Origin of the sequence: Pseudovibrio sp. W74, assembly GCF_001623085.1 — a bacterium.
In the GTDB taxonomy this organism is placed as follows: Bacteria; Pseudomonadota; Alphaproteobacteria; order Rhizobiales; family Stappiaceae; genus Pseudovibrio.
Genome location: NZ_LMCJ01000024.1, coordinates 63327 through 80586, shown reverse-complemented (window position 1 = coordinate 80586; position 17260 = coordinate 63327). Strand labels below are relative to the sequence as shown.

General features: G+C 52.5%; 17 protein-coding genes and 1 tRNA gene. 9 read left to right on the top strand and 9 right to left on the bottom strand.

What is annotated here, in order from left to right:
- The first annotated feature begins 376 nt into the window (after nt 1-376).
- From PsW74_RS18025 to PsW74_RS18005, 5 genes are all read left to right on the top strand, one after another.
- Nucleotides 377-1108 (top strand): pirin family protein, encoded by a 732-nt coding sequence (locus PsW74_RS18025; RefSeq protein ID WP_063289983.1) that lies wholly within the window; start codon nt 377-379, stop codon nt 1106-1108.
- 157 nt (nt 1109-1265) lie between these two features.
- Nucleotides 1266-1628: a metalloregulator ArsR/SmtB family transcription factor gene (locus PsW74_RS18020; protein ID WP_063289984.1), complete on the top strand. Its 363-nt coding sequence runs from the start codon at nt 1266-1268 to the stop codon at nt 1626-1628.
- Nucleotides 1629-1650: 22 nt separating this feature from the next.
- Entirely contained in the window at nt 1651-2061 is a 411-nt protein-coding gene (arsC, locus tag PsW74_RS18015) for an arsenate reductase (glutaredoxin) (protein ID WP_063289985.1), read from the top strand.
- A 12-nt stretch (nt 2062-2073) separates the two neighbouring features.
- Nucleotides 2074-2781, top strand: coding sequence for an arsenical resistance protein ArsH (gene arsH, locus PsW74_RS18010; protein ID WP_063289986.1), 708 nt, complete (start codon nt 2074-2076; stop codon nt 2779-2781).
- A gap of 285 nt (nt 2782-3066) precedes the next feature.
- Nucleotides 3067-3936, top strand: a complete 870-nt coding sequence (locus PsW74_RS18005) for a BadF/BadG/BcrA/BcrD ATPase family protein (protein ID WP_063289987.1) — start codon at nt 3067-3069, stop codon at nt 3934-3936.
- Nucleotides 3937-3965: 29 nt separating this feature from the next.
- Here the strand turns inward: PsW74_RS18005 and PsW74_RS18000 are convergent, their stop codons facing one another.
- From PsW74_RS18000 to PsW74_RS17975, 6 genes are all read right to left on the bottom strand, one after another.
- Complete coding sequence (locus PsW74_RS18000; protein WP_063290150.1) at nt 3966-4568, bottom strand: curlin; 603 nt, start codon at nt 4566-4568, stop codon at nt 3966-3968.
- A gap of 41 nt (nt 4569-4609) precedes the next feature.
- Complete coding sequence (locus tag PsW74_RS17995; RefSeq protein ID WP_063289988.1) at nt 4610-5134, bottom strand: curlin repeat-containing protein; 525 nt, start codon at nt 5132-5134, stop codon at nt 4610-4612.
- A gap of 117 nt (nt 5135-5251) precedes the next feature.
- Nucleotides 5252-6811, bottom strand: a complete 1560-nt coding sequence (locus PsW74_RS17990) for a curlin (RefSeq protein ID WP_063289989.1) — start codon at nt 6809-6811, stop codon at nt 5252-5254.
- A 250-nt stretch (nt 6812-7061) separates the two neighbouring features.
- Nucleotides 7062-8012 carry a CsgG/HfaB family protein gene (locus tag PsW74_RS17985; protein ID WP_063289990.1) on the bottom strand — a complete coding sequence of 317 codons (951 nt, stop codon included), beginning with the start codon at nt 8010-8012 and terminating at the stop codon, nt 7062-7064.
- A 15-nt stretch (nt 8013-8027) separates the two neighbouring features.
- A complete protein-coding gene (locus PsW74_RS17980; RefSeq protein WP_208860170.1) occupies nt 8028-8495 on the bottom strand; it encodes a curli assembly protein CsgF in 468 nt (155 codons plus the stop codon).
- 344 nt (nt 8496-8839) lie between these two features.
- Nucleotides 8840-8916, bottom strand: a tRNA-Ile gene (locus tag PsW74_RS17975).
- Between the two features lie 206 nt (nt 8917-9122).
- Between PsW74_RS17975 and PsW74_RS17970 the strand changes: the two genes are divergently transcribed.
- From PsW74_RS17970 to PsW74_RS17960, 3 genes are all read left to right on the top strand, one after another.
- The gene (locus PsW74_RS17970; protein WP_057461156.1) at nt 9123-10205 is read left to right on the top strand and encodes an AI-2E family transporter; all 1083 of its coding nucleotides are present in this window, start codon (nt 9123-9125) and stop codon (nt 10203-10205) included.
- Nucleotides 10206-10330: 125 nt separating this feature from the next.
- Nucleotides 10331-11086 (top strand): SIMPL domain-containing protein, encoded by a 756-nt coding sequence (locus PsW74_RS17965; protein WP_063289991.1) that lies wholly within the window; start codon nt 10331-10333, stop codon nt 11084-11086.
- A 498-nt stretch (nt 11087-11584) separates the two neighbouring features.
- Nucleotides 11585-13024 (top strand): MFS transporter, encoded by a 1440-nt coding sequence (locus PsW74_RS17960; RefSeq protein ID WP_208980533.1) that lies wholly within the window; start codon nt 11585-11587, stop codon nt 13022-13024.
- A 154-nt stretch (nt 13025-13178) separates the two neighbouring features.
- Here PsW74_RS17960 and PsW74_RS17955 read toward each other — a convergent pair whose 3' ends face one another.
- Together PsW74_RS17955 and PsW74_RS17950 are read right to left on the bottom strand one after the other, a co-directional pair.
- A complete protein-coding gene (locus tag PsW74_RS17955; RefSeq protein ID WP_063290151.1) occupies nt 13179-13436 on the bottom strand; it encodes a hypothetical protein in 258 nt (85 codons plus the stop codon).
- 102 nt (nt 13437-13538) lie between these two features.
- Entirely contained in the window at nt 13539-13886 is a 348-nt protein-coding gene (locus PsW74_RS17950) for a helix-turn-helix domain-containing protein (protein WP_057461116.1), read from the bottom strand.
- 91 nt (nt 13887-13977) lie between these two features.
- Here PsW74_RS17950 and PsW74_RS17945 point away from each other — a divergent pair, with 91 nt between their 5' ends.
- Nucleotides 13978-14718, top strand: coding sequence for a hypothetical protein (locus tag PsW74_RS17945; RefSeq protein ID WP_063289993.1), 741 nt, complete (start codon nt 13978-13980; stop codon nt 14716-14718).
- Between the two features lie 71 nt (nt 14719-14789).
- On the opposite strand, the gene rpoD is transcribed toward PsW74_RS17945, so the two are convergent.
- Nucleotides 14790-16910, bottom strand: a complete 2121-nt coding sequence (rpoD, locus tag PsW74_RS17940) for an RNA polymerase sigma factor RpoD (protein WP_063289994.1) — start codon at nt 16908-16910, stop codon at nt 14790-14792.
- Between the last annotated feature and the right edge of the window lie 350 nt (nt 16911-17260).

The following is a 17260-nucleotide window of genomic DNA, read 5'->3' as shown; positions in this document are numbered from 1 at the left end:
TACCTGTTCCACGCTCCAAGCCTTAAGGGCAGCCGTTTTGAAGGACAGCTGCATCATGACTCAGAAATCTTTCATTAACCAATCCGCAAATTAGGCGGAGGACCTACCAGAAGTCTTTAAAGCGCGGCGCTAACCCACAGATTTAGGGGCTTTGACACAAGTAGCGCACAGGAATCTGAGTCAGCACCTCCCCCTGCGAAATTTTTGAGAAATTCAGAGCCGGATTTTGCATTTTCCGAAAACACGCCCCGAATCTGTTCGTTCACTAATGGCGAACAATCAGATCACCAAAGCTTACCTTGTTCATTCCAAGCACTGGAATATCTTTAAGGGCATGACGACACCACTGTAAATATTAAGAAATCAGGAGAGCCCCATGTCTGTTACAGCATCCGATTTGAAACTGAGAGTTCGCCCTTCCCACCAGCGCGGCCATGCCGATGCAGGTTGGTTGAAATCCGCCCACTCCTTCAGCTTCGCCAGCTATTTTGACCGCAATAACATGAACTTCCACAATCTGCGGGTCATCAACGATGACTGGGTCGGCCCCGATGGCGGCTTCCCCATGCACCCCCATGAGAACTTCGAAATCTTCTCCTACATGCTGGAAGGCGCACTGGAACACAAAGACACCATGGGCAACGGCAGCACCGTGCACAAAGGTGGCATCCAGTTCATGAGCACCGGCACCGGTGTGCAGCACTCCGAGTTCAACCCGTCCAGCACGGACGAAACGCACCTGCTCCAGATCTGGCTGATCCCGGACCGCAAGAACACCACACCGCGCTATGAGATGTTGGACCTGAGCGACGAAGCCCGCAGCGGCAAACTGCAACTGTTCCTCTCGCACGATGGCCGTGACGGGTCTATCCGCACAGAAGCCGCCGCCGATATCTACTCCGGCAAGCTGGATGGCGCTGACATCATCAGCTTTGAGCTGGCAGACGAGCGCGCAGTCTACGTGCACGTGGCCCGCGGCGAAGTGCAGATCGGTGGCCAAACGCTGAGTGATGGCGATGCCATTGAAGCTGAAGGCCGTGGCACGCTGGAACTGAGCAACGGCAATGGGGCTGAGGTCATTCTCTTCCACCTTGCACCGCGCGGCTAAACACAACGCACACCCCATCTGGACCGCCCAATGCCTGACAGGTTGGCATTGGCACATTGGAGGGAGGCACTCCTCAATAACAACAAAAGCCTCCCTCTCTTTTTTCCTTCAGAAGACTCACCTTGCAATACTACAAGGATATTTGTAGTATTATTGCATGACAGAGAATTCTGAGTGCAACACCTTCGCAAATCTAAAGGAAGACGAAGCCGTCGCAGCGCTGAGCGCTCTGGCTCACAAAGACAGGCTCGCTGCCTTCCGTCTCATCCTGACAGCAATGCCCAAGGGCCTGCCCTCCGGACAGATCGCCAAAGATCTATCCATCGCCCCCACACGCATGTCCTTTCACCTCGCAACGCTTGAACGCGCCGGGCTCCTCACCGCCCAGCGCGAAGGGCGTGTGGTGCGCTATGCCATTGCCCCGCACACCATGCGCGGCCTGCTTCGTTTCCTGACGCAGGATTGCTGCAGCGGCGATCCCACCCTGTGTCTGGATTTCAACCCGTTTCCTTGTCGTTGACCGACCCCATCGGAGAGACCAAATGAACCCGATCATCTACCACAACCCAAAATGCGGCACCTCCCGCAACACCCTCGCCATGCTCAAGCAGGCAGGCATGGAACCAGAGGTCATCGAGTACCTCAAAACCCCGCCTTCCCGCGCTACACTGGAAAAGCTGATCAAAGACAGCGGCCTCACCGTGCGCGAAATCCTGCGCAAAAAAGGCACACCCTACGAAGAGCTCGGCCTCGATGATAAAAAATGGACCGACGCGCAGCTCATCGACTTCATCGAGCAACACCCGATCCTCATGAACCGCCCATTCGTCACCACCGCCAAAGGCACCCGCCTCTGCCGCCCTTCTGACGTCCTGCTGGAAATTCTGGATGAGGAACAGATAGGCGCATTCACCAAGGAAGACGGCGAAGTCGTCATTCCGGCAAAGGGTTAAGCCGTGTCTGAGATGTCTTCTGATCTGCCAAAGGTGGAGGCCGACAGCTTCCAACCCATCAACACTGGTGCTCTGCGCAAAGACGACGCGCCAGACCATGCCCCACGCATCCTGCTGCTCTACGGCTCCCTGCGCAAACGCTCCTTCTCCCGCCTCGCAGTGCTGGAAGCCCAGCGCATACTGGAGCAGCTCGGCGCGCAAACCCGCATCTTCAACCCAAGCGGCCTGCCACTGGCTGATGATGCAGAGCCTGACCACCCCAAGGTGCAGGAACTGCGTGAGCTGATGATGTGGTCCGAAGGTCAGGTCTGGTGCTCACCAGAGCGCCACGGCTCCATGACCGGTATCATGAAAACCATGATTGACTGGGTGCCCCTCTCCGTCGGTGCAGTCCGCCCAACTCAGGGCAAGACACTCGCTCTGATGCAGGTCAGCGGCGGCTCCCAAAGCTTCAACGCCGTCAACCAGATGCGCGTGCTGGGCCGCTGGATGCGCATGGTCACCATTCCAAACCAGTCCTCAATCCCCAAAGCGTTTCTGGAGTTCGACGAGACCGACCGCATGAAGCCGTCCTCTCTCTACGACCGCGCGGTGGACGTGATGGAAGAACTCATGAAATTCACCCACCTCACCCGCGGCCATGCAGACTACCTGACCGACCGCTACTCCGAACGCAAAGAAACCGCCGCCGAACTCTCTGCAAGGGTGAACACGAAGTAAGACAGGCACACCTCACGGCAAGGGGCTCAGCTCTCAGCAAGCAAGCCATCACATCATAAGCGCGCTGCAGACCTAAACACCTCAGTGCGCTTATGCTCTGCGAGGTCCAACGCCGGGTAAACCGCTTGCTCATCAACAAACTCGTCAACCAACACATCCTATTCCAGCCACCGTCAACCAATCCCCCTCAAACCACCGCCCGCTAAAACTGACAAGTCTCAACCATGCATTAAACACCTGCTGCCATACACAGCAGTGGGATTGGAACAAACAGAGGCAAGCTTCATGGATTACATTCTGGGTGTTGATGGCGGCGGCTCCAGTTGTCGTGCTGCAATCGCAACAGCAGATGGACGTTTGCTGGGACGCGGCAAAGCCGGATCAGCCAACATCTACAGCGACCCGACCCAGAGCCTCAGCTCCATTCTCCATGCCGCCAAAGAGGCCTGCAAGGACGCAGGGCTGACCGAAGAAGCCTTACAACAGACATTCGCAGTGCTGGGGCTGGCAGGCGCCAACGCCCACAACGACCCCATTGGCCTTGCCGAAAACCTGCCGTTCGCCGCCGTTCAGGTCGTCTCCGACAGCTTAATCGCATTGGAAGGCGCTCATGATTCTGACGACGGTGTCATCGGCATCCTCGGCACAGGGTCCAACTTCATGGCCCGCAAAGGCGAAAAGCACTATTACCTTGGCGGCTGGGGCTTCCATTGCGGAGATCAGGGCAGCGGTGCCAAAATGGGCGAACGCGCACTGGAAGAAGCCTTGCTCGCCCACGACGGCCTGCGCAGCCTATGTCCGCTAACGGAACACATTTTGCGCCAGTTTAACGACGATCCGCGTAAGCTTTCCGAGTTTGCCCGCACCGCAAAGCCAAAAGACTTTGGCGAGTTCATGCCCATCATCCTCGTCTATGCCAAACAGCAAAGCCGCCTTGCCCTCGACATTGTCGAGGAAGGCACCACCTACGTGGCCTCCGCCCTGCGGCTTTTAAGCGATGATGGCAAACTCCCCATCGCTTTGCTCGGCGGCCTGAGCCACGCCTACGACTCGTTTCTGCCTCCAGACCTGAAGCAGTTCATTGTGCCCGCCAAGAACGACGCCCTGCGCGGTGCTCTGGCAATGGCAGAGCGTGAGAACGCCCTGAACACTTGAAGCTCGCCTCTGCTAAAGCATGGCTCAGCCTACTGCTGATGCACCATCACAGTATTACCTGGTGCATAGACGGTAAGCGTGTTGCCAGCAGCAACATCTGAAGTTTTAAGCCCGTTCCCACGCTGCGTGTAAAGCACATTGGTCCCGTTGCTCGTCACAGCAAGCCCGGCTTCGTTGTTATTGCCATGTTGCCATAACGTGCCCTTGGAACTGCTGCCGGATACTTCTACCGAGCCCTGATTACCGTCACCCGTCTGGAACAGATTGCCCGTTGAATTATCACCTGAAATCACAACGGTTGCTTCATTCCCAACACCAGCGGCAGAAGGGGCGAGAAAGCTGTTGCGCACGGCAAGCGCAGCAACATTATCTGCTGTATCCAGTGTATTTTTTGAGGCACCCAACAGCTTGCCGACAAACCATGTCCCACGCAAAGCTTGTTGACCCAAGCCTGCGGTTAAAGTGTCTCCCCCTTGCAAGACAGTCACATCACTGCCACTCGCATTTTGAGAAACCTGAACTTCGTGATTGTCCCCCACCTGCCGGATGAGAGCCGTATTCCCATCACCTGCAAAAGCCGCAGATGGCATCAAAACAGATGCCAGAATTAAACCCGCTAATTTCCTAAACATATCCATCACCCGAAAATTCGGAGCGAGGAGCCCAATGAAGGCTATTGCCCCTGCATGATACTCAGAGAGTTTCCATCTCCAAATTGATTGAAGAGCGCCCGGTTGTTGTTCCCGAACTGCCCCACCAGCGCATTGTTGTCGTGCCCATAGGCTCTGCCGGAGAGTGCATTGCCATATCCATACTGGATAAATCCAAAGCCATTCCCTGTTCCCTCAGCCTCATAAAGCACCGTATTCCCAGTCCCGATAATGAGCCCCTGCCCGGCAACCGGAGAGTTCGGCACGCCGCTGACTGTTTCTGGCATCACAGGAACGATCAAAGTGGCGTAACTCTCTTCCAGCCCCCGAAGGCTGATGGTGTTCCCACCAAATTCCGTCACTTGAGGAATATTGCCCGTAAACACCTTAGCGCTCATGTCTTCCAGTAACTGAGCAGTTGAGGCATCCTGCTGATACCCAGAGACATCAACTTGCGGAATAACAGCCATTTCCTGGGCAGAAACACCAGAAAGCGCACCACAAACAACACTGCCAAAAACGAAAAAACCGACACGCCTAAACAACATTGCAATGCTCCGGGAGTGGAATACTCCACTCCCATCACATCACAGCATTTTCTTTTTTTTCTGCATTCAGTCACTAAAACTGAAAAGACCCCGGCCCGTAGGCCGGGGAAAAAAGACTTACCAGTTCGAGCCCATCAAAGTATTGAACGGAACAGAACTGTCAGTCACGATAGCTGGAACTCCCACACTGGCAGCACCCTGGTTAATAGTTGCAGAGTTGCTGTCACCGGTCTGGCTGACACTAGCAATGTTGAAGTCACCCTTCTGGCCAACCATTGCTCTGTTGTGGCTTCCCATCACAGAGACGCCGGCTTCGTTGTAATCACCGATCTGCCCGACCTGAATGTGGTTATCATTGCTGGTAGAGGCATCAGTCCGATTACCAACATTACCGGTGATCATATTGCCTGTACCGTTCTGGGTGAGGAAGATCTTGTTCTGATCACCATTAACGTCTTCAAAATCGATGTTGTTGCCATCACCACCTTTTTGAATGAACTGCAGGCGGTTGTAGCTACCATCAACAACCCCAACCGTTACGCCGTTGTCGCTTGTTGTCTGCAACACATAGAACTTGTTGAGATTAGGACCATTCAAGCCATCAATGAAAACGCCGTTGTTATCACCAGACTGCTTCACAGCAATATATTGCCGATCGCCCCATGAGTAACCGGAGAATTCATTGCCAGCACCATTCTGCTGAATGGAAACTTTGCCGTTGGTACCAGCACCCACGTAATCAACTGTGTTGGAGTCTCCAGCCTGACGCGCACGGATCATAAAGTTGCTGCCGTTTAGACTGACATCAATATCCTGCATGTCACCAGTCTGGCGGTATCCAGCATCATTCATGTCACCTTCAATGACAGATTTGGTGTAGGACTGATTTGAACCAGCATCCTGAACCAGATCAACCATATTGCCGACACCTCTGGACTCAAGCCAGAAGTTGTTGCGCGAGCCATTCTGAAGAGCTGATGTGTCGTTGGCAGAACCAACCTGAATCAGCTTCGCACCATGGGATGGACCTTCAACAACAGGAGTACCTGTTCCTGTTGGATCTGGTGGAACATCATCAATATTAGCGCCGTTAAAGTCCCCACGCTGACGAATTGAAGCAGTGTTTACACCACCAGTTACAGAGGTATTTTCCTGCCTAACCTTAGCAACAACGTTGGTGTCACCACGCTGGTCAATTGTCAGGCTGTTCTGTAAGGCAACAGCACCGGCCTGACCGGTCTGATTTACACGCCAGACACGATGATCAGGAGTACGATCAGAAGGAGAGCCATTTGCACGCTGCAAGATACTTGCAGTGTTCTGGTCACCAGACTGACTAACATTTCTTACCATCTGATTGTTATCTTGGTTGATGGAAAGAGTATTGCTAGCGCCATCCTGCACCATCTGCCCGTCGTACTTACCGCTTGGGCTACGATTGCTACCAGCAATGTTGTTGCTGCCAGTTTGCAGCACAGTTGCGTTATTACCACCACCTGCAGTGTTGGTCTGCACTACAATCGCGTCGTTGCTGTCGCCAATCTGGGTGATTGTACCCGTGTTGCCTGCACCAGCAAGATTTACCTGGCTCAGGGAAGATGCATTACCATCTCCCGCATGTGCAGCAGCAACTGAAAATGCCAAAGCTGAACATGACAAAATAAGAATTTGCTTCATAATTACGAACCTTCACCTATAATAGTTCGGGTGAGCAAAGGAGATTGTAACCAATCACATTTGCTCCGTTGCGACATGAGGGTGTGTGAGTTTTTGCGAGGTCGCACACCCTCTATTACCGTTTTTACGGTAACCGAGATCTCTTGCCACCATTTCTCATAGTCACTTATTTTCAATGGCTTAGAGAAATTTTGGATCAAGAGGAAAAAGATGGATGTTGTTCTAGAACTGCTGAACATTTTGCAACATCCTAAGATTTCTTATTCGCCCACAGGTTTGACCGTGCCAGTGGAACACTGCCTCTGTAAGGACCCATATTCGATGGGGGGCGAGCCTTTTTAACCTTTACACGCTGGGTGACCTGTGCCTTCTCAGATGTGTATTCCTGATACAAAGCATTGGCTTGAGCCGGGTTCTCAAAACTCCACGCTCCAACACGCGCCCCTTCCATAACAATGGAGTAAACCGCCTTCTCAATGGCCTGCTGCACAGCAAGGGTGACAGGCTCATTCTTGGTGATGCCAGCTTCGGCTTCCAAAATTTCATCTAAAGCGATGTAGCGGAACGCGCCGCCTTTCAGCCCGACAGAGACAACGGATTTTTGAACCATCACGTTGGCCATGACTTCACCGGTCCGTGTGCTGACAGCACGCAGCGAAACAGTCACGTCATCCTGCCGGTAATCCGCATTCCCGCCAATGCCCAGATAACGAGCCCCTAATCCGCCTGTTCGGGTGTTGCTGTCATACCCAACGACACCACCTTCAAACAGAACCCCCGCATAAAGCAGTGGTGGCAGAACCTTCGGATCAACTTTGTCTTCACCCAGATAGATTTTGCGGATCTGCGTAACGATCTGGCGTTCTTTCAGCAAAGCATCAAGATTGCCCCTTTCAACCACGCGGAACCATTTGCGATCCCCGGCATCCTGAAGCGCACGAACCAGCATAGTGTCAGCGCCCTGCGTCACAGATCGTGACAGTGTCTGAACCTTATCCGACGGCTTATACTGGCCTGTCAGATCCTGATAACTGTAGACAGCAGCGTAAATCGGTTCCTTCGGAGCGGGCAGCTTTTTCAGCTTGCTGGCTTGCACCGAAATCGTTGCAAGCTGAGGTCCGGGACTAAATGCCATGCGTGTTACCGGCCCGCAGGCAGACAACGACAACGCCATGGCAACAACAATGGTTTTCTTCATCATATCAATAACCTGGCATTAATTTATGGGAGTACCGTCCTGCAGGACAGGAACCGTGATATCGGTAATGGCACCCGTGCTTTCATCAATAATCTGCAGCTGAATGGAATCTGTGCCGCGAACAAACGAAACCTTCTGGTCGCCAAAGCTCACAGTGCCGCTGTCTTTCGGATCATCACCAAAAATCGCCTGGGATACCTGATCCGCCAAAGCATAAATCAATCGGTTCTGCAGCTGGCGTACAAACAAATCAGCCAGGCTACTGCCAGAACCATCAGCACCGCTACCAGACCCGGAACCATATTTATTGCTTCCTCCGACAGTTGCAGTTTTCTGGGCATTCGCCGTTGCAAAAAGGTGGGTAGTATTAGCCGCATATCCGCCAAAGCTCGGATTAGTCGGCTGATAAACAAGTTGTTGTGCGTGAGAGGAGCCAACACTGAGGACACACCCCAGCATAAGCCCGAGAGCAGAATTTAGTCTCATAGCAACCCCTAATCTAACGAGGACTTCACGATAAATTTCTGAGAAAGAAAGTGTCAGTTGTATCGATGTAGCTTTGGTATATTGGGGGAATACTATTGTGTCATCTCTCGACATATCGAGTTATTAGTTTCTTTTAACAAGGTAAGAACCAAGTGATTACTTTAAACCAATTTCACCCAGTAGATACCTGATAGAATATATCACCTATAAATTCATAGTGGTATAAATATCAATTCTAATAGAGCCCACACGATTACATCATGCAGATAGCATAAATGCATGACTTGAATGCAAGTTACATCAAGGCAGCTGTTCTAAAAGGGAAATGAACAAGATAGGAAAGGTGGTAGGCCCGGAGGGACTTGAACCCCCAACCAGTCCGTTATGAGCGGACGGCTCTAACCAGTTGAGCTACAGGCCCTTACCGAAGACAGGTTCTACACCAACAACCACGGGTGAGTAAATTGTTTATAGCAGTGAACAAGGCAGATCCTGTTGAAACTTGGGGATGCGCCTTTTCCCCGGCAGATCAACAGAGCATTCATCACAAAGCTTTATAAATACCTGATTTTAAGAGACTATGTGAAAACTAACAGCTTCCGGCAGCCTGACCCCTTGGAGTGCATGATGCGCCAGCCTCTCATTAAGTTCACCGCCTCTTTGTTCCTTCTTGTCATTATTGGCTGGCTACTCTTCATAGGGCGCTCCCTCATTATACCCCTGATTATCGCACTGGTGCTTTGGTACATTATCAACTCCATGTCCTCTGCCCTGCGACATTTGCCTGTGGTTGGACCGTATCTGCCGCGCCCGCTCACCATTTTGCTGGCCCTGTTCGCGATCTTTTATGTCGTCGGCATCCTGTTCAACATCGTCTCAGTCAACCTGCAACAGCTGGCGTTCGATGCACCGACCTATCAAGGACGGCTGGATGAGCTGCTGCTCAAGCTTGCCAATCAACTGAATATGGAAAAGCCGCTCCAGCTTTCAGACATCTTGCCCAACTTCTCGCTAAGTGCAGCCCTCAGCACCGGGGCATCCGTTCTCACCAGTCTGGCCGGATCCAGCTCACTGGTCTTCATCTACGTGCTCTTCATGATTTTCGAGGCGGCAACCTTTGACAAAAAGCTCGCTGCCCTCTTTGAAGATTCTGACCGCGTACAGCTTGCGTTCGCCATCCGCGGAGAGATTGGTCGCCGCATGCGCCACTACATGGGCATCAAAACCGGTGTCAGCATCATCACCGGTTTCCTCACCTACGGCATCACGTCATGGGCAGGCCTGCCCTACGCGGCCCTTTTCGGGTTCATCGCCTTCCTGCTCAACTACATCCCGACCATCGGCTCTCTGATTGCGGTCATCTTCCCAAGCCTGCTGTCACTGGTCTATTTCGACACCCTCACACCATTCATCGCGATTACTCTTGGGCTGGGAGCAGTTCAGTTCATTCTCGGCAATCTGGTGGAACCACGTCTGATGGGCACACAACTTAACATTTCACCCCTCGTCATTATGATCTCCTTGAGCTTTTGGGGGGCATTATGGGGCGTCATTGGAATGGTGTTGTGCGTGCCGCTTGTCGTGCTTGCCATCATCATTTGCGCCCAATTCCCTTCTTCGCGCCCCATTGCAATCCTGTTGTCGGGGGATGGCAATGTCGGCGATCCGATAAACCTGGATCATCAAAATCAAACCCGTGAATTGACATGATCACGCCTGAGAGCCGCCGCAATTGTAACTTCTAATTGCATTTCTCGATATTCGGCTGATCAAGAATGACAGTCCGCAGCACGGATCAGGCATCAGCCTCAACAAATTTGAAACTGGAGAATTTAATGCAGAGCGAACAGAAGAAATTGCGTCTTCCAAGTATAAGCGCGCTGGCAGTTGCTGGTCTTGTTGCCGCCGCCCTTGTTGTATCCAGCGGTGTCAATGCCAAGGCTGCTGAGCAAACTGGCAAGATCACAATCTCCGGCCAGGGGTCGGTCAACGTGGCGCCTGATATGGCGACGCTGGTCTCCCGCGTAATCACACAGGGTGATGATGCAAAGTCCGCCCTTCAGCAAAACTCCGTCACCATGCGCGCCATCCTGCAGGATGTTGAAGACGCAGGCATCGAAAAAAAGAACATCCAGACCACCGGTTTTGACATTTCACCGATCTACGACAACCGCCGCCTCAAAAACAATGAGCCAAAAGCTCCTGAGATTGTTGGCTACCGTGTGCAGAACGGCATCCGCATCAGTCTGCAGGACATCACCAAACTGGGCACCACGCTAGACATGCTGGTGCAAAACGGCTCCAACGATGTTGGCCAGATCCAGTTCGGCGTATCCAATCCTGAAAAATATATTGATGAAGCTCGCGAAAGTGCCGTGAAAGACGCCCGCACCAAGGCGGAAACCTACGCGAAAGCTGCTGGTGTTAGCCTCGGCAAAATTCTCAGCATTTCCGAAGCCGGGTACAACCCACGCCCTTACCCGGAAATGATGGGCATGAGAGCTGCAAAAATGGACAGTGCCCCGCCAATTGCAGCAGGTCAGGAGACCCTCTCGTCATCAGTTACAATAACCTACGAACTTGTGCAGTAACACAAGCCTCCAATGCAACCTCTCAAAACCCCGCCCCAAGCGGGGTTTTCTTTTTTAATGCCGACAACCATCATAGTCCGGCAACATGCACATTCCCACGAGTGCTCCTATATTGGGGTCTGATAATCTCCCCCAGACATTCATTATTTAAGCATATTCTGAAGCCACCTCGATTCAGAACACCTCACAAAGCACGCGGCATTTTTCATCGTTTCAACAACTCAAAACCGCGCCAGACTTCACGTAGGCGACCGCCAAGTGCCTGCATAAACCTAGCTATTCAAGTTGCCTTCACATCTGCCGAAAAAAGGACCTCCTCGTGCTGTAAGAAAGCTAAGCTTGCGAAACAAAAGGAACAATCCGCCAATTTATGTTGGGCCAATTTTTGCAAAATCGATTTATTGAAATAGCAGGTGCGCCACGATTTAATAAGAAAAGACTTTACTTATTAAACACCTCAAATTAAATAAGTGATATATTTTTAAATAGGCGATACTCATGACCATATCCAGCCCGGCACAAACAATCCCATTATCGCCCTTCAAAAAGCTGACCATGGATGGTCGCTGGCTTGCGTCTCTCATCATGATTTTGGGTGTTGGGTCGGCAAGCATGAACAACTTCCTCTCCTCCGCCATCATGCCAGATATCATCCGCGATCTTGGCGGCCAGCAACGCGCCTTCTGGGTCCTCAGCTTGTTTCAGATCGGCTCCATTCTGGCAGGCACGGTCACAGGCTCGTTGAAAGCACGCATTGGCGCACGCCCTCTCTTTATCGCGGCGGCCCTGTCTTTTCTGGCAGGCTCATTCGTTGGCGGCGCCGCAAATTCGCTGGAACACCTGCTGCTTGGCAGAATGCTGCAAGGTTTGGGCGAAGGCATGATTGTCTCCCTCTGCTATACGTTGATTTCAGACCTTTATCCGGAAAACGCCGTCTCCTCAGTTTTTGCTTTGCTCTCAGGAGTTTGGGCTGTCTCCGCAGGCATCGGCCCCCTCACCGCAGGTATCCTGACAGAAAGCTGGTCCTGGCGTGCAGTGTTTTACGCCAACCTGCCTCTGTCTTTGATGCTACTCCTGCTGGCAATCACCGTCATCCCGTCCACCACCAGAGACAAAGCCACAACGACGCAATCCTCGGATAAGATGAGCATGTTCCCCCGCCTCGGGCTTCTGGCTGTGGCTGTATTGCTCATTGCGTATGTGGGCGAACTGCGCAGCCTTCCCCGCATCACTGGCGCTCTAGGCATTGGCTTGATCCTGCTGTTCCTCGCCGTGAAATGGGATAAGAAAAGCACCAGTCCGTTCATTCCGCGCAGTGCGTTCAAGTTCACCGGCATTCTGGGTCTTGGCATGTGGGTCACGCTGCTGCTGTCCATCGCCAGCGCCGCCCGTGTTGTTTATGGCGCTGCTATGGGGCAGGTGCTGTGGGGACTTTCCGTCACTCAGGCATCCTATGCCATGGCCATCACAGCCTTCACATGGACAGCCGCCGCATGGATCGTCGCCCGTGTGCAGACACCACACGCACAAACCTATCTGATCCGTCTGGGAACCTTAAACATCATTGCTGGCACACTGCTCACCGTTGTTTCGCTTTACACCATGTCCCTATGGATATTCCTGCTCTCCTCCGTCTTTAACGGAGCAGGCTTTGGCATGAGCAGTCAGTTCTTGAAAAAAGCAATCATTTACGCTGAAACCGATGACGAGCGCGACAGAGCCTCCGGTTTCATCGGGCCGCTGCAATCCGCAGGCATGGCCATTGGCGCAGCGCTGGCAGGCCTTCTGGCTGGCCTCTCTGGCTTCTCCGTTCCAGGTGCAGAAGACTTGATTACACTGGAAAATGCTGCCCAGTCCGGCCCGGTCTTGTTCCTCATCATGGCAGGCATCGCAAGCATTGCCGCTCTATTGGCGTTCAAAATGCCAAGAATGGTCTAGTCACATTGAAGGGATGACAAACATGTGCCGCAAATGTGGAGACAACCCCGGACGTGACCCACCATAGGTGCAGGCACTAGCCGGTGCTTTAAGCGCACCTTACCAAAGTGAGTGCTGATTTTCGGATCAGGACACGCAGGAAAGTAATAGTAAGTCAGCGTGGAAGCGGTTGACCCGGTGGCGGCGGAGGCGCTCGTCGCAACGGCTGATCAAAATACCTGTCAGGCCCATGCCCACGCCAACCAACACCATGCATGCGGTTCATCATCGCAAACATCATAATCGCGGCAATCACCACAAGAACCAGCAGAGTCGTGATAATCGAAGTCGCAATCACCCATCCCCTGCTCGGCTTCCGCCCAATCGAAGCCCTCAACCCATCCAGCTCACGCCGCATATCTTCCGGTTCCATATCCTGCTCCATCAAAAACGATAGAACAATCCTCTCAGAAACACCGGAACACCAACTTACATCAATCGCTCACAATTGATGCACTCCCGAAAGCCTCTCACCTCACGCAAACGTCTCACCCCATTTCAACAGTTCCAGCAGGATGGGGCCGACGGCTTGGCCTTTTTCGGTCAGGACATAATCGGCCCGTGGGGGGTGGGAAGAGTAGAAGCGTTTTTTGAGGACACCGTGTTCCTCCAGCTTTTTCAGGCGAGTTGAGAGCGTGTTGGGACTGACCTTCAAACTCGTTTCAAGATCTTTGAACTTACGCGGCCCATCCAGAAAAAACTCACGTAATATCAAGAGGCTCCACGGATCACCCAGCACGCCGAGCGAGCGCATGATGGGACAGTTATCGCGGTCAATTCCAGCAAGTTCAGGCGGCAGAAGAGAAGGGTCAAACTCAGTCATAAAAGCAGAGGTAGCATAGTAAATTCAAAAATGGAATTGACTCCTATATTTGAAGTCACTACCAATATTGAAGTTATTCAGGAGAACTCCCATGACTTCAATCATTCTGGAATTCATTGTTTTAGCCTTCGCTGTGATCTTCCCTGCTACACTTGTTGCTATCGTCGCAAACAGAGCCAACCACGCCCAGCTATCACCTCTCGCTCAATGTTGGGCCGTCGGCGTCTTCATCACATTGCTTGGGGTGTGGTTTGCAGCTGCCGTCTTGCTTGCCAAGGCAGATCTGTTCACGTTGCCCACCGAAGCCCCACAGGTTCCACGATTGATCCTTCTGCTTCTGGGCGGCTCCATCACCGTATGGGCACTGGCAAACTTCACGGCAGCAGGACGCAAGATTCTGGAAGCCACAGACCAAAGCATCTTCATGGGAGTTCAAATCCTGCGTGTGATCGGCTTTGTGTTTCTAGTGGGGTGGGCAATAGGGCCAGTGCCATGGGAATTTGCCATGCCAGCGGGCCTTGGAGATATCGCAACAGGTATACTGGCGGTGTTTGCTTACAAAGCGGTCCGCAGCAACGCCGCCAACGCCCGAGCTCTAATGGTCCGTGTCCACATTCTCGGCCTGCTGGATTTCGTCGCCGCAATCGGCACAGGTGTCCTCACCTCAAACGGCTACTTCCACCTGCTCTCAACAGATGCTCCCAATATCATAGACAACTACCCCCTCGTCCTCGTCCCGGCCTTCTTCGTCCCCCTCTTCCTGACAGCGCATATTCTGTCGATACAAAAGATGGTGGCAGAAACGAGGAAAGCGAAAACGATACCAGCATAATTCTCAACCCAACAAAAAAGCCGGTCTCCTTACAGAGACCGGCTTTCCTAATTCTCAACCAGTGCAGCAGCTTAGCTGTCCAGGAAGCTCCGCAGTTTGCGGGAGCGGCTTGGGTGCTTCAGCTTACGCAGCGCTTTCGCTTCAATCTGACGGATACGCTCACGGGTAACGGAGAACTGCTGACCAACCTCTTCCAGAGTGTGGTCGGTGTTCATGCCGATACCGAAGCGCATACGCAGGACACGCTCTTCACGAGGTGTCAGCGATGCCAGAACACGGGTCGTGGTCTCACGAAGGTTCGCCTGAATAGCCGCATCAATCGGCAGGATGGCGTTTTTATCCTCAATGAAGTCACCAAGATGGCTGTCTTCCTCGTCACCAATCGGTGTTTCAAGGGAGATAGGCTCCTTAGCGATTTTCAGCACCTTACGGACCTTCTCAAGCGGCATCTGCAGCTTTTCAGAGAGCTCTTCCGGGGTTGGCTCACGGCCAATCTCGTGAAGCATCTGACGAGAGGTACGAACGATCTTGTTGATCGTCTCGATCATGTGCACCGGAATACGGATGGTGCGTGCCTGATCCGCGATGGATCGGGTGATCGCCTGACGAATCCACCAGGTCGCATAGGTGGAGAACTTGTAACCACGGCGGTATTCGAACTTGTCTACCGCCTTCATGAGGCCAATGTTACCTTCCTGAATAAGATCCAGGAACTGCAGGCCACGGTTGGTGTATTTCTTGGCAATGGAGATAACGAGACGAAGGTTCGCTTCCACCATTTCCTTTTTCGCGATACGTGCTTCGCGTTCACCCTTCTGCACCATGGAAACCAGAGTACGGAATTCGGTGATCTCAAGGCCAGTCTCAGTCGCAAGCGTCTGAATCTCGCCGCGCAATTCGCGGATCATGTCGCCATCATTAGTCACAAACTTCTTCCAGCCACGGCCAGAAAGGTTTGCAACTTTGCGGATCCAATTCGGGTCCAGCTCAGAACCCTGATAGTATTTGATGAAGTCAGCGCGGTTAACACCGTTGCTGTCTGCAAGACGCAGCAAGCGACCTTCATAACCCATCAGCATTTTGTTGATGGAGTAAAGCTGCTGAACCAGCGTCTCAATACGGTTGTTATTGAGGTGCAGGCTCTTCACTTCAACAATGATGTCTTCTTTGAGCTTCTTGTAACGACGCTCCTGAGACGGAGACAGAGTTTTGTTAGCCAGCTTGTTTTCAACCAGCTGGTCCTGAAGCTTGCGCAGCTTCTTGTAGTCCTCTGTGATCTTGTCAAAGATCTCAACGACCATAGGCTTCAGTTCTGCTTCCATCACGGAAAGAGAAACGTTTGCCTCGTACTCGTCGTCATCGTCATCAGTGGTTTCACCACCTTCTGCAGGTGCTTCACCCGGCGCACCCGAAGCGGCATCACCTGGTGCAGCAGCGGCAGGAGCCGCAGCACCGTTAGGCTTGCGGGCTTCTTCTTCCTTGCGCTTGCGGGCTTCTTCTTTTTCCTTAAGGCGCACAGCCTCAGGAACTTCACCCTCGCCAGCGTTTTCCTGCTCAGAAAGGTCATCATCAGATGGACCGTTCTTGTCATCAGGTCCGGAATATGTTGCATCCAGATCAATAATGTCACGCAGCAGAACCTTGCCTTCTGCCAGCTCCTCACCCCAGATGATAATCGCCTGGAAGGTCAGTGGGCTTTCACAAAGACCTGAGATCATAGCCTCACGGCCAGCCTCAATACGCTTTGCAATGGCAATTTCGCCTTCGCGGGACAACAGCTCAACAGAGCCCATCTCGCGCAGGTACATACGCACCGGATCATCGGTACGGTCTGTAGGTTCTTTGGCAGTCGTGGTTTTGGTAACAGCAGTAGAAGAAGCAACAACCAACTCACCGCCGTCTACAGCAGGTGGAGCTTCCTCTTCTTCTTTACCTTCTTCTGCATCTTCCGCCTCAACAACGTTGATGCCCATTTCAGAAAGAAGCGACATGGTGTCTTCAATCTGCTCAGAGCTCACCTGATCAGGTGGAAGAACTTCATTCAGTTCGTCATAAGTGATGTATCCGCGTTTTTTAGCGGACTTGATCATTTTCTTGACGGCGGCGACCGACAAATCCAAGAGCGGACCATCTTGTCCCTCTGCGCCTGCCGGTTCCTGCGTATCTTCAGCTTGTGTCGCCTTCGTCGCCATATTCTGCTCCAAAGTCGCTGGTCGTGCTCCAGCGAACTATCGCGTTACGCAATCAATCACCCCCGTGTTTGGACCACACAGGCGGCATTTGAATCACATTTGACTTTGGGGTTTAACGCAAAGTCCCTTAAACCTGACTTAACCCTGGTATCAAAATGTTTTCACGGAATTGAAAACCCAAAACTCATTCGGGCAGGACTGCTCACCGGCATCCCTACCGTTTTAGGCCGTATCCGGCACATTCCAGGCATCGACAGCGCTGATTATCCGATTATGATATCGCCGCTTTAAAGACATCTAAGGTCTACGGGCGCTCGTATCGGCTGTCTGACTTAGTGTATGTAGCCCGC